The 19,547-nt window shown below is 73.3% G+C and carries 18 protein-coding genes; 10 read left to right on the forward strand and 8 right to left on the reverse strand.

The window, feature by feature from the left end:
- Positions 1–71: 71 nt before the first annotated feature.
- The 5 genes from pcaB to ACFYXK_RS15545 form a co-directional block, all read right to left on the reverse strand.
- Positions 72–1,508: a 3-carboxy-cis,cis-muconate cycloisomerase gene (pcaB, locus tag ACFYXK_RS15525; protein ID WP_389411587.1), complete on the reverse strand. Its 1,437-nt coding sequence runs from the start codon at positions 1,506–1,508 to the stop codon at positions 72–74.
- Positions 1,505–3,505, reverse strand: coding sequence for an FAD/NAD(P)-binding protein (locus ACFYXK_RS15530; protein ID WP_389411588.1), 2,001 nt, complete (start codon positions 3,503–3,505; stop codon positions 1,505–1,507). Before ACFYXK_RS15530 ends, pcaB begins: the two co-directional genes overlap by 4 nt.
- On the reverse strand, positions 3,502–4,707 hold the full coding sequence (locus tag ACFYXK_RS15535) for an FAD-dependent oxidoreductase (RefSeq protein ID WP_389411589.1): 1,206 nt from the start codon (positions 4,705–4,707) through the stop codon (positions 3,502–3,504). Before ACFYXK_RS15535 ends, ACFYXK_RS15530 begins: the two co-directional genes overlap by 4 nt.
- Complete coding sequence (locus ACFYXK_RS15540; RefSeq protein ID WP_389411590.1) at positions 4,707–6,320, reverse strand: class I adenylate-forming enzyme family protein; 1,614 nt, start codon at positions 6,318–6,320, stop codon at positions 4,707–4,709. The genes ACFYXK_RS15535 and ACFYXK_RS15540 overlap by 1 nt, the downstream gene beginning before the upstream one ends.
- A gap of 71 nt (positions 6,321–6,391) precedes the next feature.
- The gene (locus ACFYXK_RS15545) at positions 6,392–6,943 is read right to left on the reverse strand and encodes an SRPBCC family protein (protein WP_389411591.1); all 552 of its coding nucleotides are present in this window, start codon (positions 6,941–6,943) and stop codon (positions 6,392–6,394) included.
- Positions 6,944–7,124: 181 nt separating this feature from the next.
- Between ACFYXK_RS15545 and ACFYXK_RS15550 the strand changes: the two genes are divergently transcribed.
- The 4 genes from ACFYXK_RS15550 (at position 7,125) to ACFYXK_RS15565 (ending at position 9,632) form a co-directional block, all read left to right on the forward strand.
- Positions 7,125–7,787 (forward strand): TetR/AcrR family transcriptional regulator, encoded by a 663-nt coding sequence (locus ACFYXK_RS15550; protein ID WP_389411592.1) that lies wholly within the window; start codon positions 7,125–7,127, stop codon positions 7,785–7,787.
- A gap of 300 nt (positions 7,788–8,087) precedes the next feature.
- Positions 8,088–8,654, forward strand: a complete 567-nt coding sequence (locus ACFYXK_RS15555; RefSeq protein ID WP_389411593.1) for a DUF6232 family protein — start codon at positions 8,088–8,090, stop codon at positions 8,652–8,654.
- Positions 8,651–9,007, forward strand: a complete 357-nt coding sequence (locus tag ACFYXK_RS15560; protein ID WP_389411594.1) for a hypothetical protein — start codon at positions 8,651–8,653, stop codon at positions 9,005–9,007. Before ACFYXK_RS15555 ends, ACFYXK_RS15560 begins: the two co-directional genes overlap by 4 nt.
- A 79-nt stretch (positions 9,008–9,086) precedes the next feature.
- Positions 9,087–9,632, forward strand: coding sequence for a hypothetical protein (locus ACFYXK_RS15565; RefSeq protein WP_389411595.1), 546 nt, complete (start codon positions 9,087–9,089; stop codon positions 9,630–9,632).
- Between the two features lie 21 nt (positions 9,633–9,653).
- Here ACFYXK_RS15565 and ACFYXK_RS15570 read toward each other — a convergent pair whose 3' ends face one another.
- Both ACFYXK_RS15570 and ACFYXK_RS15575 read right to left on the reverse strand, forming a co-directional pair.
- Complete coding sequence (locus ACFYXK_RS15570; RefSeq protein WP_389411596.1) at positions 9,654–9,794, reverse strand: hypothetical protein; 141 nt, start codon at positions 9,792–9,794, stop codon at positions 9,654–9,656.
- 162 nt (positions 9,795–9,956) lie between these two features.
- Complete coding sequence (locus ACFYXK_RS15575) at positions 9,957–10,847, reverse strand: pirin family protein (protein ID WP_389411597.1); 891 nt, start codon at positions 10,845–10,847, stop codon at positions 9,957–9,959.
- A gap of 271 nt (positions 10,848–11,118) precedes the next feature.
- Here ACFYXK_RS15575 and ACFYXK_RS15580 point away from each other — a divergent pair, with 271 nt between their 5' ends.
- From ACFYXK_RS15580 to ACFYXK_RS15605, 6 genes are all read left to right on the forward strand, one after another.
- Positions 11,119–11,697 carry an NADPH-dependent FMN reductase gene (locus ACFYXK_RS15580; RefSeq protein WP_266665632.1) on the forward strand — a complete coding sequence of 193 codons (579 nt, stop codon included), beginning with the start codon at positions 11,119–11,121 and terminating at the stop codon, positions 11,695–11,697.
- Positions 11,698–11,885: 188 nt separating this feature from the next.
- Positions 11,886–12,869 (forward strand): NADPH:quinone reductase, encoded by a 984-nt coding sequence (locus ACFYXK_RS15585; RefSeq protein ID WP_389411598.1) that lies wholly within the window; start codon positions 11,886–11,888, stop codon positions 12,867–12,869.
- A gap of 76 nt (positions 12,870–12,945) precedes the next feature.
- Positions 12,946–14,526, forward strand: a complete 1,581-nt coding sequence (locus tag ACFYXK_RS15590) for an MFS transporter (RefSeq protein WP_389411599.1) — start codon at positions 12,946–12,948, stop codon at positions 14,524–14,526.
- Between the two features lie 279 nt (positions 14,527–14,805).
- On the forward strand, positions 14,806–15,819 hold the full coding sequence (locus ACFYXK_RS15595; RefSeq protein WP_389411600.1) for a hypothetical protein: 1,014 nt from the start codon (positions 14,806–14,808) through the stop codon (positions 15,817–15,819).
- A gap of 174 nt (positions 15,820–15,993) precedes the next feature.
- The gene (locus ACFYXK_RS15600) at positions 15,994–17,952 is read left to right on the forward strand and encodes a C1 family peptidase (protein ID WP_389411601.1); all 1,959 of its coding nucleotides are present in this window, start codon (positions 15,994–15,996) and stop codon (positions 17,950–17,952) included.
- An 18-nt stretch (positions 17,953–17,970) separates the two neighbouring features.
- Positions 17,971–18,306 (forward strand): protease inhibitor I42 family protein, encoded by a 336-nt coding sequence (locus ACFYXK_RS15605; RefSeq protein ID WP_389411602.1) that lies wholly within the window; start codon positions 17,971–17,973, stop codon positions 18,304–18,306.
- Here ACFYXK_RS15605 and ACFYXK_RS15610 read toward each other — a convergent pair.
- Positions 18,272–19,468, reverse strand: coding sequence for a DUF418 domain-containing protein (locus tag ACFYXK_RS15610; RefSeq protein ID WP_389411603.1), 1,197 nt, complete (start codon positions 19,466–19,468; stop codon positions 18,272–18,274). The genes ACFYXK_RS15605 and ACFYXK_RS15610 overlap by 35 nt on opposite strands.
- Between the last annotated feature and the right edge of the window lie 79 nt (positions 19,469–19,547).

Below are 19,547 nucleotides of genomic sequence, written 5' to 3' on the forward strand. Positions count from 1 at the left end.
CGGCGGCTGACCTCCTGAACTATACAGTTCAGTTCAGTTAATCTCCATGGTTGGTTCCGGGATTCCGGCGGTCAGTCGGACCGGGCCAGCGCGCGGTCCACCAGCGGGCCCGCGCCCCCGGTGTACGTACCGGGATCGCACAGCCGCGCCAGCTCCTCCGCGCTGCGGCTCCCCTTGAACACCGGCTCCTCGGCCAGGAGTTCGTACAGGGGGCAGCCGCTCTCCTCGGCCGCGGCCGAGACCCGGGTCAGCAGCTGCTTCGCCGCCGCCTTGCCCAACTCCGGTGCGAGCACGGCCGCGATCCGCTCGGAGACCACCTGGCTGCCGGTCAGCAGCAGATTGGTCCGCATCCGCTCCGGCCGGGCGGTCAGCCCCCCGGCCAGCTCGACCGCGGTGTGGGCGGCGCCGCCGACCAGCCGCAGGGACTCGCGCAGCAGCTGCCATTCGGCGTGCCAGGCCCCGGCCGAGCGCTCGTCCTCCGAGACCAGGCACTGCACGAGCCCGGTGGCGAGGACCGGGACCTGGAGGGCCGCGCTGCGCAGCAGCGTGCTCAGGACCGGGTTGCGCTTGTGGGGCATGGCCGAGGAGCCGCCCCGGCCGGCCACGGCGGGCTCGGCGACCTCGCCGACCTCGGTCCGGGCCAGGTTCTGCACGTCGATCGCGATCTTCCCGAGGGCGCCGGCGGTGAAGGCGAGCGCGGCGGCGAGATCGGCCACCGGGGTGCGCAGCACGTGCCAGGGCAGGGCGGGGCGGGCCAGTCCGGTCTCGGTGGCGAAGGCCCCGACCAGGTCGTCCAGGTACGCGCCGGGGTCGAGCGGGCGCCCCGCGCCGTCGATCCGGGCGTATTCGAGGTAGCCGGCCAGCGTGCCCGCCGCACCGCCGAGCGACACCGGCAGCCCGCCGTCCTGCACCCGGGCCAGGCGCCGGTCGGCGTCCAGGACCAGCTGCCGCCAGCCGGCCGCCTTCAGCCCGAAGGTGGTGGGCACGGCCTGGAGGGCCAGCGTCCGGCCCGCCATCGCCGTGTCCCGGTGCTCACCGGCCAGCCGGGCCAGGGCCTCGGCGGTACGGGCCAGGTCGGCCCGGATCAGTTTCAGGGTCCGGGCGGCCACCAGCATGGCGCCGGTGTCGAAGATGTCCTGGCTGGTGGAGCCGCGGTGCACGTACTCGGCGGCTCCGGTCCCCTGCGTGTCCTGCTCGGCGACCACCCGGGTCAGCGCCTGCACCAGCCCGACCACCGGGTTCGCGGTCTCGCGGGAGGCCAGGGCCAGGGCCCGCAGGTCGAGGTGCTCGGCCCGGGCCGCCCGGGTGATGGCCTCGGCGGCGGCCTCCGGCAGGGTGCCGAGTCCGGCCTGGGCCCGGGCCAGGGCGGCCTCGGCGTCGAGCATGGCCTGGAGCCAGGCCAGGTCGCAGACGGCCTCCTCGGCGGGGGTGCCGGCCCGTACCGGCGACAGCAGCCCCGCGTCGGTGAGCGCGTCCTGCGCTGCCGGGACCATGCGGGCCGTGCTCATACCAGGACTCCGGTCAGGTCGGTCTCGGCCGGCAGCGGCGCGACACCGCTGGGGACCACGCTCGCCGCCGGGAGGGCCAGGACGGAGCGGGCGATGGCGTCGGAGTCGCCGAGGGTGACCGAGTCGACGCCCGGGCGGATGCCGGCCGCGGTGACCCAGTGCACGGACTCGGTGGGCACCCCGTACGCGAACCGGCGCGGGTGGGCACGGCCGCGGGCGTCGAGCAGCCGGTACGGGCGCTCGGTGACGGCGAGGCCGCCGGACTCGTAGCTGCTGCCGTCGGCGCCGGCGATCCGGTACGTGGTGCACTGCTCGGTGTCGAGCAGGTGGCGCAGCAGCGGGTCGTCGGTGCGCCGCAGGTCGGGCTCGGGCAGCCGGGCCTCGATCAGGACGGTGGCGCGGACCGCGGGGCCGGGGACGGCACGGGACTGCGCGATGAAGGTGGCGTCGGCTCCGGCGGCGGTGTCGACGCGGATCTCGGTCCCCGGACCGGTCAGGACGAGCACCCCGGCGTCGATGAGCGCGATCATCTCCTCGATGCGGGAGGCCGGCGGGCCGATGGAGAGGAAGGCGTTGAGCGGGGTGTACCAGCCCTCCAGGTCGTCGCGGTGCGAGTCGCCGTCCAGACCGCCGTGGTCGACGGCGAGCCGGATCTCGTTGCGCAGGTCGCGCATCACGTCCAGGGCCGCCTTGAGCGGGCCGCTGAGGTTGCCGGCCCTGGCCTCCGCGACGTCCTTGGCCAGGTACGCCACCAGCCAGTCCCGGAACTCCTCGCGGCTGGTGAACTCGCGGTCGCCGTACGGGCGGGAGAGCTTCTCCCAGTCCCAGCGCTGCTCTTCCTCGATGCCGTAGACGTCCAGCAGCGAGCCCCGGTCCTGCTCCGACTCGAGCGACAGGTAGCGCCGGGTGAACCCCTCGCGCTCGGCGCCGCGGCCGCGGCTCTCCAGGAGGGTGCCGTAGTACACGCTCTCCGTCTCGCGGGAGATGAGCGGCCACAGGTCCGCCGAGAAGCTGATGCCCTCGCCGTCCTCGGAGCGGCGGCGCATCTCGGCGATCTTCTGCGGGGTCAGCAGGCGGGGCAGGTAGCGGCCGTACGCGCCCTTCTCGTTCTCGCCGCGGGCGTGGTACGGGATGCCGCGCCGCGAACTGGCGTACAGGACGGGCTCGTTGCCGGAGGGCCGGTAGACCAGGCGGCCGTCCTCGGCGCGGACGAAGACGCCTCCGCGGCCGGCGGTGAAGAGCGCCATGTGGTCGAAGAAGTTCAGGCCGAGGCCGCGCAGCAGGACGTTCTCGCCGGGCCCCACGACGTTCAGGTCCAGGTCGGCCGGGTTGGCGGGCGTGACGTACGTGAGGTGGTGGATCCGGGCGAGGCTCGCGGTCTTCGCCTCGCGGGGGGTCAGCCGGGCCGGTACGTGGCCCTGCGCCATCACGATCGCGTCGAGGTCGTTGAGCCGGGTGCCGTTCTCGAGGCGGACGCCCTGCTGCCCGCCGGTGGTGCCGTGCGTGTCGGCCATGGCCACGGCCCGGGAGCGGTGCACCTCGACGGTGACGTGGGCGGGGGCGTTGCTCACGACGCGCTCGAAGGTGGCGCGCAGGTAGCTGCCGTAGAAGGCGCGGGTGGGGTAGGTGTTCGGGCCCAGCCGGCGCGCCTCGGCGAGGGTCGCCTCGTCCGCGGCGCCGGACTCGGCTATGCCGCGGGCCCACTCGTACAGGCTCGGGCCCGGCTCGATCGGGCCCTCGGTGCGGACGCTGTCGTCGGTGTAGATGGTGATCTGGGAGGCGACCGTGTTCATCAGCAGGTGCTGGGACTGGTCGGAGCGCCAGACCTGGCCGGCGCCCGGCGCCGACGGGTCGACCACGTGGACGGTGACCGCGGAGTGCCTAGGGTTCCTGCGCTCGTTGGCGCACAGGCGCTCCAGGACGGAGAGGCCGCGCGGGCCGGCGCCGATGATGGCGACCTGGTGCTGTCCCTGCTTCTGTCCCTGGTTCCGGTTCATCGCTGCTCTCCGTTCGGGGTGGTGTTCTCGTCGAGGGTGCGGGCGCCGTGCATCCAGGCCACGTAGTCGTGGAGCTCTTCGGGGGTGTACGAGGACAGCTGGTCGTTGCGGGCCGAGGCGGCGGCTCCGGAGGTGTGCCAGAGCTTGATGCTCTCCCGGGCGAGGAGCTGGATCCGGGCGGTCCGCTCGCGCCGCTCGGCGTTGAACTTCTCGAAGCGCCCGGGGAGTTCACCGGCGCCGCAGTCGAGCAGGTCGCCCAGGATCACGGCGTCCTCGAGGCCCTGGCAGGCGCCCTGCGCCACGTAGTGGAGCATCGGGTGGGCGGCGTCGCCGAGCAGGGCGACCCGGCCGTCGGTCCAGGTGTCGACCGGGTCCCGGTCGACCAGCACCCAGGACTTCCAGCCCTCGCCCAGGGCGAGCAGGCGCTGTGCGTCCTCGCCGAGGGCGGCGAACTCGCGGCGGATGTCACCCGGGGAGGCGGGGACCCCGGCGAGCGTCTCGGCCGCCTTGTTGTCGCTGCTGGCCGCGAGGTTGAGGTACTTGCCGCCGGCGATCGGGTAGTGCACGAAGTGGCAGTGGGGGCCGGTCCACCAGGTCACCGAGGTGAGGTGGCGCAGCTCCTCGGGGACCTGCTCCATCGGGATGATCGCCCGGTAGACGGTGATCCCGGAGTTGCGGGGCGCGCCGTCGCCGACGAGCTGGGCGCGGATCGCGGAGTGGATGCCGTCGGCGCCGATCAGGGCGTCACCGGTGATCCGCTCGCCGCCCTCCAGGAGGACCGTGGCTCCGGTCTCGTCCTGTTCGTACCCGAGGGCGGTGGCGCCGCTGCGCAGCTCGATGGCGTCGTCGGCCTGGCAGGCCTCGAGCAGCTTGGTGTGCAGTTCGGCGCGGTGGACGACGGCGTAGGGGTTGCCGAACCGTGCGCGGTAGCGCTCGGTCAGGTCCATGCTGACCACGTGCCGGCCGGTGACCCCGTCCATGAACCGGAGCTCGTCCATCTGTACGGCGGTGGCGCGGACGGCGTCGCCGAGGCCGAGGCGGTCGAGGGCGTGCAGGCCGTTGGGCGCGAGCTGGATGCCGGCGCCGATCTCGGCGAACTCGGGGGCGCGTTCCAGGACGAGGACGCGGTGTCCCCGGCGAGCGGTGGCGAGGGCGGTGGCCAGCCCGCCGATCCCGCCGCCGACGATGATCAGCTTCGACATCAGACGTTCTCCTCGGTGCGGTCGGCGGTGGCGCCGGCGGTGGCTCCGGCAGGGACGCCGGAGGTGAGCAGCCGGGCGAGCTCCAGCCGCTTGATCTTGGTGGTGGCGGTCTGCGGCAGTTCGGACTGGCGCCACTGGACGGGTTCGGCCATCGGCGGCAGTCCGGCGACGGCGGCCTTCCAGGCCTCGGGGTCGAGGGGCTTGTCGTCCTTGGTGCAGACGACGGGGACGGCGCGGCCGGTCTCGTCGGGGATGATGATGACCTCGGCGAGCTCGTCCAGCCGGGTGAAGAGGGTGTCCTCGGCGGCGAGGGTGGAGCCGAAGCCCTCGATCAGGTCGACCTCGCGGTCGAGCAGGTGCACGCAGCCCCACTTGGTGCGGTAGCCGACGTCGCCCATCCGCCACCAGCCGTCGTTGACCTGCTTGTCGTAACGTTCCTGCTCGCCGAGGTAGGTGACGATCCGGCCGTCGCTCTTGACCTCGATGAAGCCCGGGTTGGTCTCGGAGGGCGGCAGTCCGTTGCGGCTGACGACGCGGACGTCCGTCATGCCGGGGAAGGGCATGCCCACGCAGCGGCCGTCGGCGTCGAGCCCGCGGCGCTTGGAGAAGGAGCGGGCGACGGCCGGGCCGATCTCGCTCTGCCCGTACAGCTGGCCGAAGACCGGGGCCTTGCGCTTCGTCGCCTTGAGCAGCCGCTGCACGGTCCGCGGGTGGATGGCGTCGAAGGTGCTGCTGAAGAGCTTGACGTTGGCCAGCGGCCCGCGGGGGTCGTCGGCCAGTTCCTCCCACTCCATGAAGGAGTTGGGGTGGGCCTCGAGGATGCCGGGGCGCAGCCGGGCGAAGAGGTCGGCGGCCTGCTTGGGGTCGGAGTCGGCGAGGACGACGATCGGGAAGCCGCGGAAGAGGGAGATGGCGAGGGCGGTGATGAGCCGCGAGTGGACGAACGAGACGTGCATGGCGATGGTCTCGCGGCCCGGTATGAGCGGCTTGGTGATCGCGGCCTGCGGGCGGTAGCGCGCCTCGAGCGTGGCGCCGGTGTGGACGGCGAGCTTGGGGGTGCCGGTGGTGCCGGAGGTGTGCGTGATCAGGGTGGGGTGCTCGGGCGGCATCGTCACGGCGGGGACCCGGGGGACCCCGGCGAGCGAGGCGAGCTCGGTGGCGTTCCGGTAGCTGCCGGAGGTGAGCAGGACCTGCCCGGCCTCCTGGAAGACCGAGGCGGGCAGTTCGGTCTCCAGCTTGTTCTGGTCGGTGAGCAGGTAGGGCTGGTCGGTGCGGCGTACGAGTTCGGCGACGGTCTCGCCGTCGAGCTTCGGCGACAGCAGCACCGGGACGGCGCCGATGCGGGCCACGGCGCAGGCCAGCAGGGTGATGTCGAACCCGTCGGACTTGTAGACGACGACCCGGCGGCCGGGCCGTACGTCGGCGGCCCAGAGCCTCGAGGCCATGTCGTCGATCAGGTCGGCGACCTCGGCCACGGTCGCCCGGCGCCCCAGGTCCGGTGCGATGTCGAGGTCGTGATCGAGGATCACGACGTTCGACGGGTGCTTTCTCGCGGCCCGCTCGAAGAGCGTTCCGAGCCGGATTCCCTTGTTCCCGATGCGCTGCAGAATCATCGCCTTGACCTTTCCCAAGTAAGTTGCAATGACGATCAGTTACGGAAGAGAGAGGAAGAGGAAGAGGAAGCTCAGGAGCCGGTCGCGCGCAGTTCCGTCTCGATGACGACCTTGATGCGCTCGAGGGTCGCGGCCAGGTCGCCGGCCACCTTCTCGCCCCACTCGGCGAAGAACTGCTGCTTCTGCTCCTCGTCCATCTCGGCGGTGATGCCGCGGATCCCCTCGGTGGCGGAGCCCATCCGGAAGTGGTGGACCAGGAGGCTCTCCTTGCCGTCCGGCTCGATGGAGAAGCCCCAGACGCTGTCCTGCTTCTCGCCGGAGCTGTTGTGCATGGCCCACTGGAAGGTCCGGCCGGGCTCGGCGGCGACGACCTCGGCGAACGTCGTCCACTTGCCGCGCACCACCGGCGCCCAGGAGACGACGTCCTCGCTGCGCTCGTTCTCGCCGCGGAACACCGAGCCGACCGCGCCGGGGGCGCCGGTGGTCCACTCCCCGCCGAGGCACTCGGGGCTCCACTCGCCGCTCCGGGCCAGGTCGCTGACGACGGCGTACACCTCGGCCGGCGCGGCGGAGACGTGGATCTGGGCCCGCGACCGGAAGAGGGGAGTCTGGGTGCCGCTCATGGGGTGACCTCCTGTTGCTGGACTGTCTCGAGTGCTTGCTTGCTGACCTCAACTGCTGTGCTCGGCGCCGTGTTTGGCGCTCTCAGCTAGATGAACCATACAGTTCAGTTCAACTGAACGCAACGGTACAGTTCAGTTGGGTCCTAGACTGGGCCCGCACCTTCGAGGAATGGGGATCGACATGACCGCAAGGATCGGCGCCACCGAAGCCCACCAGCAGCAGCCCGTTCCCACCGGCGCGCGCGCCGCGCGCAAGCGCGAGGCCATCCTCGAGGCGGCCCGCAGGGTGTTCCTGCGCGAGGGCTTCGGGGCCGGAGTGGACCAGCTCGCCGCCGAGGCCGGCGTCTCGAAGGTCACCATCTACAACCACTTCGGCAGCAAGGAGAACCTGTTCAACGCCGTGATCGGGCAGACGCTCGACGAGGCGCTGGAGGTGGCCCAGTCGGTGATCCAGGCTCGGCTCGCCGAGTCGGACGACGTCCGCACCGACCTGCTGGAGGCCTGCCGCACCTGGGTCGCGGGCCTCACCACCCCGGAGGTGCTGGCGCTGCGCAACGTGATCGCGGGCGAGCGCCACCGCTTCCCGGAGCTCGGCGCCACCTGGCAGGAGGAGGGCCCCGGCCGCCAGCACGCCGCCCTGGCCGCGGCCCTGGGCCGCCTCGACGACCGCGGGCTCCTGCGCATCCCGGACATGGAACTGGCCGTCCTCCAGCTCTCCGGCCTGGTCCTCTCCCCCCACCTGGTCTACGGCGCCTACGGCACGGCCCTGGACGAGGACCTGGCGGAACGCCTCGTCCAGGGCGGGGTGGACATGTTCCTCCACCACTACGGCGTGAACTCCTAGGAGCTCAGGGGCGCGGACCGTGGCCGGCCGTCAACCGGCGTCCCCACCGGCCCACTTGGCGCGACGAGATCTTGCCCCGTCCCCTGGCGCCATGGTTAATGGAGGCTCGCCGGTCCATGACACGGCGCCACCTTGCAGACCAGGGGGACACCACACATGGAGAACTCGCAGCCGACGGGCGGAGCGCCGCAGGCGCCGCCGCCCGCCGGATCCCGGAACGCGCCGCCGCCCGGGCAGGCAAACGGTTCCTTACCCGCGGGGCCGAGCGCCCCGCCTCCGCCTCCCGTGTCGCCGCCCTCGATGCCTCCCACCCCGCCGCCGCGGGGCCACGGCATCGAGCTCCGCATCAGCAGGAGGATCCTGTGGGTGGGCGGCGCCGCCTACCCGCTGGAGAACATCGCCCGGGTGTACACCTTCACCCTGCACCCCAGGCGCAAGGACGCCACGATCCGCTTCCTGCGGAACCTCGCCGTCGTCCTGGCCAGCGCCTTCGCCCTGACCATCCTGGCCGGGCTGACGTCGCTCGCGAACCGCGACGCGGCGGAGACCATCCTCAGCTTCGTCTGGCTCGGTGCGGCGGCCGCCGTGGTCTGGTCCCTCGTGGAGTGGCTGGCGGTCCTGACGGCTCCGGCGCACTACGTGCTGGCGGTCGAGACCTCGGGCCCGTCGATAGCGGTGGTCACCAGCCCGGACCCCGGCACACTGCACCGGCTCGTCGGCCAGATCACCCACGCCATCGACCACCCGGACACCGAGCTCCACGGGGTGCGGGTCGACACCATCGTGATCAACCCGAGGAACTACCACTTCGGCGACAACGTCAACATGTACGGCGGTTCCAACAACGTGGGGATGGGGACCCGGTGAGCGGCGACAACTACTACTTCGGCGACAACGTCAACATGACCGGCGGCACCGGCAACACCGGCATGGTGAAGAACGTGGGCGCCCCGGCCGCCGACCCCGGTCCGGATCCGGACCTGCGCGCGGCCGTCGAGGAGCTCCGCCGCCTGATCGAGCAGCTGCGCGCCGAGCTCCCGCCGGCGAGCGCCCAGGTGCTGGACGCCGCCCTGCCCGCCGCCACCGGGGAGGCGCCGGTCCCGGCGCAGTCGCGGCAGAGCGCGCTGATGTCGATCGCCGGCATCGCCGCCGTGGTCGGCCCGCTGGGCCAGCCGATCGTCGAGGCCGTGGCCAGGATCCTCGACCTGCTGGCCGCCTGACCCCGGCGGTCGGGCCGGGGCCCGGTCCCGGCCCGACCGCCGCCCCGGTCCCGGCCGGCGTGTCGTACCCTCCGCTGTCATGGACATGGATCAAGCGGGGCGCACCGGAGCCGTCGCCCTGGACGTGGCGCGGTTCGACTACGCCCCGGCCGCCGCGGACTACGACAAGGCCATGTGGCGGTTCAGCCTCCGGACCCGGCCGGGACTCACCGGTTCGCTGCTGCTGCCCGCAGTGTTCGCGGCCGCGGCGTTCGCCGTGCGGGTGGTGGCGTGGCGCTTCGACGGGGGCCAGATCCTCATCGCGGCCGTGCCCTGCGTCATCGCCCTGTTCGCCGTGCGCCAGTGGGTGCGCAGGTCCCGGGCCCGGGCCCAGTACGAGGACGACGCGGCCCGCGGAACCTGCCGCACCACGCTCACCGAGGAGGGGCTGACCACCACCGGTCCGGACGGGGAGGGGAACAGCGTGGACTGGCGTGCGTACCCGTGGTGGTTCGAGACTCCCGAGCTGTTCGTCCTCACCGGAAGTCTGGAGCACGTCTTCGTGCTGCCCAAGCGCGGTGCGGCTGCCCCCGAGGACCTCGTCCGGGCCCGCGCCCTGTTCGCCCGGCACCTTCGGCGCATCTGAGGACGTGCCGGCCGGTGCCGGTCAGTGCAGGAACAGCCAGGTGACGCCGGCGGTGGCGGTCGCGGCGGCCGAGGCCAGGGCGGCCGGCTTCCAGCGGCGCAGGGTGTAGGCGACGAGCAGGGCGGTCAGGACGACGGCGAGCGTGCCGATCGTGGCTCGCAACGGGCCCTGGCTGTAGCCGAATTCCTCGAAATGCCGTATGAGCCAAACTAGCCAGGCCAGCCTCATGGCACCCCCCGTTGGTCCCGTTGTGATCTACGGGAGAGCGTATCCCGGCAGAAGGGCGACCGGGGGCGCCCGAGTTCGGCGGCGCCCCCGCTGGGGTCAGTCCTCGTAGCGGCCCAGGCGGTCCGCCGCGTAGTCGTCGAAGGCCTGGTCGATCTCCTCCGGGGTGTTCATCACGAACGGGCCGCTGCGGAAGACCGGTTCGCCGATCGGCTCGCCCGTCAGGAAGAGCAGGTCGGCGCCGACCGGGCCGCCCTCGACGCGCACCGTGTCGCCGTCGTCCGCGAGGACGGCCAGTTCGCCGTCGGCGAGGTCGCTCGAGGCGACCCGGCCGCTGCCGGACAGGACGTACACCGCCGCGTTGCGGCCCGCCGGCGCCGGGAGGTCCGCGCTCGCACCCGGGGCGATCGACGCGTGCACGACCGTCACCGGGACCTGGGTGTCGAACGGGCCGGTCACGCCGAGCGCCGAGCCCGCGATGACCTTGAACCAGGAGCCGTCCAGGTTCCGGACCACCGGGATCCCTGCCGCCCCGTGGTTCTGGGTGCGCGGCCGCAGCCCCTTGCGGGCGGCCGGCAGGTTCACCCAGATCTGCAGGTTGTGCTGGAGGCCCCCGGCCGCGCGGAAGGCGTCGGTCGGCTGGGCCGAGTGCACCACGCCCGCGCCCGCCGTCAGCCACTGCACGGCCCCGGGCGGTACGACCCCGCGGTTGCCGGTGGAGTCCGCGTACTCGATGTCGCCCTCCATCACGTACGCGATGGTCTCGAAGCCGCGGTGCGGGTGGTCGGGGGCGCCCTTGGGCTCGCCCGGACCGAGGTCCACCGGGCCGACCTGGTCGACCATCAGGAAGGGGTCCAGCTGCGGGATCTGCGGCGTGGGGAAGGGGCGGCGGACCGGGAAGCCCTCGCCCTCCAGGGTGTGGACCGGCTGCAGCACGTCGATCACCGAACGGATCGCGGTGGTCTCGACAGCGGAAACCTGCGTGGTCATGATGCCTTCTCTCTTCGTTCGGGGCCGTCGCTCTGCGGGTGAATGAACCGTACAGTTCAGTTCAGTTCGATGTCAGTTATACGGGAGGGCCCGTCCTCGATCAAGTCCTGCGGGCCGACCCGCCCGGGGATAACTGACAGATCCCGCCGACCGCCGTTGTCGGTGCATCCCGTGCGCGGCCAGACTCCTGCTCATTCACCGACGCTCACCTCGCAGGGGCATGCCGGACACGGCATTCGCTGCGCATGTCACCTTTGCGGAAGGACAGTTCATGCCCGAGCTCAAGATCCTGGCCATCTCCGGCAGCCTGCGCGGCGCCTCGTACAACAGCGCGCTCGTGCGCGCCGCCCAGAAGTTCGCCCCCGGCGACCTGGCCATCGAGATCTACGAGGGCCTGCGCGACATCCCGCCCTACGACACCGACCACGACGTCGAGCCCGCCCCGGTCGCCGTGGCCGACCTGCGGCGCCGCATCGCCGAGGCGGACGGCATCTTCATCGCCACCCCCGAGTACAACTACGGGATCCCCGGTGTCCTGAAGAACGCCCTGGACTGGGCGAGCCGCCCGGCCCTCAACTCCTCGCTGACCGGCAAGCCGATCGCGATCGCCGGCGCCGCGCAGACCAACTTCGGCACCGTGCGCGCCCAGCTCGCGCTGCGCCAGATGTTCCTGTGGACGGACTCCAAGGTCGTCGGCAAGCCCGAGCTCATGATCTTCCGCGCCCAGGAGCGCTTCGACGACGCCGGCAACCTGACCGACGAGACCACCGTCGAGATCCTGCAGGGGCTGCTCTCCGCGCTCGGTACGAAGATCCGCGAGACCCGCGCCAACGCCGCCGCCAACCTCTGATCGGTCCCCGCCGATCCGTCGGCTGATCCGCCCCACCGGCCGGAGTCGCCAGCTCCTGCACGCTCCCCCCTCTCCGAAGGGCCGCTCACACCCCCCGTAGCGGCCCTTCGGTCATTCCCGGATCCGGGAGTTGACGAAGCCTTCGCGGTGCTCTGCGCGAACCCCGTGGGCCTTGCGAGGATCGCCTCATGCGTGCAGCTTTCATCGAAGAACTGGGCCCCGCCGAGAACATCCGCTACGGCGAGATGGCCCCTCCGACCCCCGGCCCGACGGACGTCCTGGTCGAGGTCGAGGCGGTCTCCGTCAACCCGGTGGACACCTTCGTGCGGTCCGGGCTGTTCCGCACCCCCGTCGAGTTCCCCTTCGTGATCGGCCGCGACCTGGTCGGTACGGTCGTGTCGGCCGGCCCCGGCGCGGCGGGCTTCGCCCCCGGCGACCGCGTCTGGTGCAACAGCCTCGGCCACGGCGGCCGCCAGGGCGCCGCCGCCGAACAGGCCGTGGTCCCGGTCGACCGCCTCTACCGGCTGCCCGCCGCCACGGACGCCGCCGAGGCCGTCGCGGTCGTGCACCCCGCGGGCACCGCGTACCTCGCCCTGTTCACCCACGGCCGGGTCCGCCCCGGCGAGACGGTGCTCGTCGCCGGCGCCGCCGGGAACGTGGGGAGCGCCCTGATCGTCATGGCCGTCGAAGCCGGAGCCCGGGTCCTCGCCACCGCCGCCGCGCGCGACGCCGAACACTGCCGGGCGCTGGGCGCCGAGACCGTCCTCGACTACCAGGACCCCGAACTGAGTGCCCGCATCCGCGAGTTCAGCCCGCAGGGGATCGACGTCCACATCGACACCTCGGGTACGAACGACCTGGCCGCCGCCGTCGAACTCCTCGCCCCCCGCGGGCGGATCGTGCTCCTCGCCGGCGCCCGCTCCCAGCCCGTCCTGCCCGCCGGGCCGCTCTACATGAAGGACGGCTCCGTCGTCGGCTTCGTGATCTCGCACGCCACCTCCGCCGAGCTCGCCGAGGCCGCCGGGTCGATCAACCGCCTGCTGGCGAACGGCAAGCTGCGCGCCCGTTCCGTCGAGCGGGTCCCCCTGTCGCAGGCGGCACGTACGCACCGGCGCATCGAGGACGGCGAACTGCACGGCAGCCGTGTGGTGTTGCTGCCGAAGGGGTCCTGACGCGGACCCGGCGCAGACCTGACGGACTGGCCCCACGGCGCCTCCCGCTGCCGACGGCGACTGCCAGACTCGCGGCATGGACGACTCCCCAGAGGCCCAGGCCCAGGTGAAGGCCCATGCCCATGCCCACGCCGAGCCCCTGGCCGCCGCGCCTGCGCGCAACACCTGGGCGCGGTTCGCGATCCTCGGCGCCCTGCAGCTCATGCTCAACGCCTCGGTGTCGGTGACGTTCGCCGCCGGTCCGGCCATGCAGCGGGAACTCGACCTGAGCCGGATCGACCTCATCATCGACAGCGCCGCGTACGGTCTGGCCTTCAGCGGGCTGCTGCTGCTCGGCGGGCGGCTCACCGACCGGATCGGGCAGCGCCGGCTGTTCACCCGGGGCACGGCCCTGTTCGCCGCCGCCTCCCTCGCCGCGGCGCTGGCCCCCAGCTCGCACACCGTCCTCGCCGCCCGTTTCCTCCAGGGCTGCGGGGCCGCACTCGCCGCCCCCGCGGCCATGGCCCTGCTGCGGGTGGTGTTCCCCGAGGGCAGGGCCAGAGCCACCGCGCTGGCCCGCTGGGGTCTGCTGGCCAGCCTCGGCGCCGCCGTCGGCATCGTGCTCAGCGGGGCGCTCGTCGCCTGGCTGAACTGGCGCTGGAGCTTCGGACTGCTCGCCGCCGCGGCCGCGGCCGTACTGGCCCTCACCCCCCGGTCGCTGCCCGCCGGGCCAGCGCCCGTACGGGTTCCCGTGGACCTCCTCGGCGCGGTACTGGGCACCCTCGCGCTCTCCACCCTCGGCTACGGCTTCGTGATGGTCGGCCCGCACGGCTGGGCCGCGCCGCAGGTCCTCGCCCCGCTCGCGCTCGGTGCGGTCCTGCTCGCCGTGTTCGTCGCCGCCCAGCAGCGCGTCCGCGCACCCCTGCTGCCGCCCGGCTTCCTCGCCTCGCGCTACCGGGCGACCGCGCTGGTCTGCGCGCTGCTCGGCCCGGCGATCGGCGCGAGCACCGCCTTCCTGCTGGCCCTCTACTTCCAGCAGGTACGCGGCTATTCGGCGCTGCAGAACGCGCTGGCCTTCATCCCGTACAGCGCGATGCTGCTCGGTGTCGGCTTCGTCGCGGGCCGGATCGTCGCCCGCCTGGGCATCCGCGCGGTGGCGGTGGGGGGCCTGGCGGTCATCGCCGCCGGCCTCTTCCTGATCGGCGGCGTGGGGCTGCGTACGGGCTCGACGCCGTACGTCCTCGCCGGCCTGGTCGTCCTGTCGGCCGGCATAGGCACGCTGATGTCCGCCGCGGTGCCGGGGGCCGTCAGCGGGGTCCCGGAGGAGCAGTCCGCACTCGCCGGGGCGGTGGTCAACACGGCCATCCTGGCCGGGCCGACCATCAGCCTGGCCCTGATCACCTCGGCCGCCGACGCCCGGACGGCCACCCTGCTGGCCGCCGGGGACCCGGCTGCCGCGACGGGCGGGTACGCGTTCGCGTTCGAGGCGGCCTGCGCGGTGTTCCTGCTGGCCATCGGGCTGGCGCTGTACGGGCTGGCGCCCGTCCGCCGAGGCCGCCGGGGCGACCCGGCCGACCGGACCGACCGGACCGACCGGACCGACCGGACCGACCGGACCGGCCGGACCGGCCCGAGGGCCGCCGACCGGCAGGCAGAGCACTCCTCCACTCCGGCCTGACCAAGGGGGGCAGGCCGGGGTGGGGGGCCGCATCCGCCGTGGTCACTCAGGGTGAGGGTGTCACGAGGGTGCAGCACAGCCGGAGAGTGAAGTGATCCGTGCAGGTCACAGGGGTTGGTGCGCCGAATTGAGGGCGTTTCGGCGGGGTGTGCGCGCCGGCTTCCGGTTGCCGGATGTGACGGAGTGGCCGTGAGTGGACAGGGGCAAGTCCCGTGCCCCCGACATGTCCCGTGTCCCACGTCCCATGTCACCGCTCTGCCCCTGAACAGGAGAGAGATCTTGCACCGCATCACCCGCTACACCCTCCCCGCCGCCCTCTGCGTGACGCTGCTGTCCGCGTCCCCCGGTCTGGCCGGGGCGGCCAACGCCCCCGCCAGGCCGTCGGCACCCGTGGCGAAGAAGTCCATCCCGGGCACCGAGGCGCTGACCGCGCAGGTGCAGGCCCTGGGCTCCGCAGGCGTGCTGATCACGCCCGTCACCAACTTCCTCGGGGAGGTCCTGAAGTCGCCGGACGGGAAGCTCCCGGAGGCGGACCTGGCCGCGCACAAGCAGAAGATCGACGCGGCGCTCTCGGGCCTGAAGCAGACGTTCGCGGCGGTCGCCCCGGCCGCCCCGGTGGTCCTGCCCAAGCCGCCCGCGGAGGTGGCCAAGCCCCCGGTCGAGGCGGCGAAGCCGCCGGCGGAGGTGGCCAAGCCCCCGGCTGAGGTCGCCAAGCCGCCCGCCGAGGTCGCGAAGCCTCCGGTGGACGCCGCGAAGCCGGTGGAGGCGGCCAAGCCGCCGGCCGAGGTCGCGAAGCCTCCGGCCGACGTGGCGAAGCCGGTGGAGGTCGCCAAGCCGCCGGCCGAGGTCGCGAAGCCTCCGGTGGACGTGGCGAAGCCGGTGGAGGTCGCCAAGCCGCCCGCCGAGGTCGCGAAGCCTCCGGTGGACGTGGCGAAGCCGGTGGAGGCGGCCAAGCCCCCGGCCGAGGTGGCCAAGCCGGTCGACATGGCCAAGCCCGTCACCCTCCCGGCCGCGGTCCCGGCGCCCCTGCCCGCCGTCGCCCCCGTCTCCGCGCGGGCTGCCCGGGCCGGTGCCCCCCTCGACCTCGTCGCCGCCGCGGTCGACCACCTCAAGGCGTCCGTCGACGAAGTCGCCAAGGCGGCCGGCCCCTGCGGCTGCACGACCGACGCCAAGGACAAGGCCACGGACGTCGTGAACGACCTCGGCACCACCGTGGTCGCCCTGTTCACCGGTCTCGGCCTGCCCGGCATGCCGGCGGCCGCCCCGGCCCCCGCCCCGGACCCGGCCGAGTAACTCCGCGCCGATCCCCGTCCGCCCCCGGTGTCCCCCCGACACCGGGGGCGGACGCGCGTATCCCGTACGACCCCCCGTGCGACTGCGCGACCTTGCAGACACCCTTGACGCGCCCCGCCCCCGGATGGACGCTCCCGGACCTCGAATCCGAACGGTTGCAGCTGGGGGGCCGGTATGCCGGAGCAGTCTGTCGAGCCTGAGTCCGATTCCGTCCAGACGGTGGGGGAGCTGCGCGCACAGCTCGTGGAGCACGGAGCGCGCTGGTCCGTCATCGAGCACCTCGCCGACGAGGAGGCCGTGCCCCGGCCCTCCCTCGGCCTGGAGCCCGGGGCGAACCTCACGCCCGCCGAGGAGGCGGGCGCCGTCGATCTGCGGGGGCTCATCGGGCACGAGAGCGGCAATCCGTACCTCACCCGGCGCCGCGCCGCCCACGGGCTGCTGCCCGCAACGCAGGCGCCGGGGGCGCCGCACGGCGGGCCGGTCGTCGCGGCCCGCCCCGCCGCGGTCGACTGGCGGGCCCGCTGGGGCTGGCCCTGGATCACCAAGGTCAAGGACCAGAACCCGTGCGGCTCCTGCTGGGCGTTCGGGGCGACGGGCCTCGTCGAGTCCATGGCCCGCATCGAGCACAACGTCTGGGCGGAGCGGTCCGAGGGGGACGTCCACGACGGTCTGAAGTTCACCTGCGGCCAGGGCTCCAACCCCGAGACCGCCCTGGACTGGGTCAAGGCCAACGGCGGCCTCGCCGATCCGGACTGCTGGCCCTACTCCCCGCCCCCCTCCACCGTCCCCGCCGACCGCCGCGACGCCTGGCGCGCCGAGTACACGCCCAGCTGGGACCGGTCCGGCCGTACCGTCCGGATCACCGACTACGTCCGCCTCGGCGACGTCGAGCAGCAGAAGGTCTGGCTCGACACCGTCGGCCCGCTGACCGCCTGCTTCGACGTGTACGACGACTTCTTCGGCCTCGGCTCCGGCGTCTACCACCGCACCAGCGACCGCCTCGCGGGCGGCCACTGCGTGCTGATCGTCGGCTACGACGACGCCGCCGGCTGCTGGCTGTTCAAGAACTCCTGGGGGCCGGGCTACCACGTCGGCGGGTACGGGCGGATCGCCTACGGCGAGGTCAAGATCGACTACTGGGCCAAGTGCGGCCTGCGCGGCACCAACATCGACCCGTGGAGCAAGCGCCGCCTGCACACCGGCAACGTCTACGAGAGCGGCAACGGCCGCGCCCACCGCAACTTCGAGATGCTCGCCACCACCGGCGGCGGCCGCCTCCAGCACTGGTGGCGCGAGGGCGACGCCCCCTTCGCCTGGGCCCGCGCCCAGAGCTACGCGAACGACGCCTCCGGCCAGCCCGCCTTCACCGGAACCACGTACAACCGCAACATGGAGTCCCTGCACGTGACCACCGGCGGCCGGCTGCGCCACTGGTACTACGAGCAGTCCGCCGGCGTCTGGCGCGACGGCGGCGCCTTCGGGCCGGGCGACGCGGCGATCGGCTCGACCCCGGCGTTCATCCAGAGCGACTACGGCAAGCCGGGCAACTTCGAGGTCGTCGTCCGCACCGCCGACGGCCGCCTGAACCACTGGTGGCGGATCAACGGGGCCCCCTGGACCTGGAACGACGGCGGCCGCTTCGCCTCCGGCATCGCCCATTTCGGGCCCGCCCTCGTCCAGACCCGCAGCCGCCACCTCGATCTCGTCGCCACCCGTACGGACGGCCGCATGCAGCTGTGGTGGCGCGACGACCCGAACGGGTTCGCCTGGCGCCCCGGGGAGGTCTTCGGCAGCGGCATCACCTCCGCGCCCTGCCTGATCGAGGCGCAGTACGGGGCGGCCGACGAAGACACCGCCGGGAACTACGAGCTGTGCGCGGTCGTGGCGGGCGGCCGCATCGAGCACTGGTGGCGGGGCAACGCCTCCGGCTCCGCCTGGAGCCGCAGCGCCGTCTTCGGCCACGACGCGCTCGCCGTCACCGGGATGCTCCAGGGCAGCTTCGGGTTCAACCTGGAGGTCATCGTCCTGCGCACGGACCGGCAGCTGCAGCACTACTGGCGTGGGGGCACCTCCCGGTCGGAGACTGGGGGAGGGGCGGGCTGGCACGAGGGGCCGGTGATCGGCCCCGCCTGAGCCGGGAGGTCGTCGCGGGTGGAGGTACGCAAGGTCGCCCTCGGCGCCGGTGAGTCGTACGAGCTGCGGCTCACCGGGCGCGGGGCGCGCGGGTACGTGTGGACCTGGCAGGTCACCGGGGATGCGGACGCCGTCTCCGTGAGCGACGTGAGCGAGGCCCCGCCGCCGCCCGAGGAGGTCCTGCCCGGCGCCCCGCTGGAGCGCACGTACGCCGTCCGGGGCCGCTGCCCGGGCGGGCGGGCCCGGATCCGCTTCGCGCAGATCCGCCCGCCCTACCCGCAGGAGGCCCCGTTCGACGAGTTCGTCCTGGAGGTGGAGGTCACGGGCGGGAGCCGCGCGGCCCGCGGGGACTGAGCGCCCAGTGCTGCACGGCCTCCAGCGGGCCCCGGTCGAAGCGGCGCAGCCAGAGCCGGGACCCGGCGACCAGGACGAGGCTCACCGCCGCCCACAGGCCCATCACCCACCAGGGCCCGTGCCCGCCCAGCCGGTCGGCGAGGCCCAGCCCGATGCCGTAGCAGAGCAGCATGCACAGCAGGTTCTGGCCGACGTAGCAGGACAGGGCGGTGCGCCCGACGGAGCCGAGGGCGCCGGCCCCCGGCACCCGGAACCGGTCGAGGGCGCAGCCGATCAGGCCGATGTACCCGACGGCGATGAGCGGGGCGATGCCGTACCGCCCAAGGGCGAAGAAGTCGTGGCCCCCGAGCGCGGCGGCGGCGCCCAGCGGCAGCCCGAGACCGAGCCCCCACCCGGCCATCCGGGCCCGGATCCGGCGCCCGTCGTCGCTCGGTGCGAAGGCGCCCGCGCGGTGCAGCCGGACTCCCAGGAGGAAGAGGAAGACCAGCAGCCCGAAGGAGAAGACGGGCTCGATGCGCAGCGCGAGGGCGTGGTCGAGCCGGAACGCGATCTGCTCGAGGTAGCCGCCGTGGGCGTACAGCCGGACCGCGGCGGGATCCGGGGACTGCGGCGGCCCGGATTCCGGCCCGGCCAGGTTCCCGAGGGTCACGAGGCCGATCAGGGCCAGGTGCAGCCCGCCCGCGGTCCACATCGCCACGCGCCGCACCTTTTCGGAGCGGGCCAGCAGCCGGGCCACCAGCAGGGCGGTGACGGCGTACCCCATCAGCACGTCCCAGGCGAAGACCAGGACGAAGTGGACGGTCCCCTCCAGGAAGAGGAACGCGGCCCGCCGCGGGTAGCGCCCGGGCCACGGCTCTCCGCGCCGCGCCGCGGAGTCGTACTGGATGGCCAGGCCCACCCCGAACAGGATCGTCAGCAGGGACAGGAACTTCCCGTCGGCGAGGAACCGGAACACGGTCTCGGCGATGTTGGCGGCGGACGGGTCGGCGACGGGGTCGGGCAGGTCCAGGCCGCCCTGGAGCACGCTCCACTCGGAACCGGGGGAGGCGAAGATCCAGACGTTGGTCATGAGCGTGCCGAGGATGGCGGCGCCGCGCAGGACGTCGAGGAGCGGGAGCCGGGTCGAGGCCGCCGCGGGGGCGACGAGGGTCGTGTGGGCCATGACTTCAGCGTCCCGGCGCGCGGGACCCCGTACGTCCTGCGGGTGGACGAACCCCGGGTACATCCTTCGATGCAGCGGC

The sequence above is a fragment of the Streptomyces sp. NPDC002209 genome (assembly GCF_042890265.1).
GTDB lineage: Bacteria > Actinomycetota > Actinomycetes > Streptomycetales > Streptomycetaceae > Streptomyces.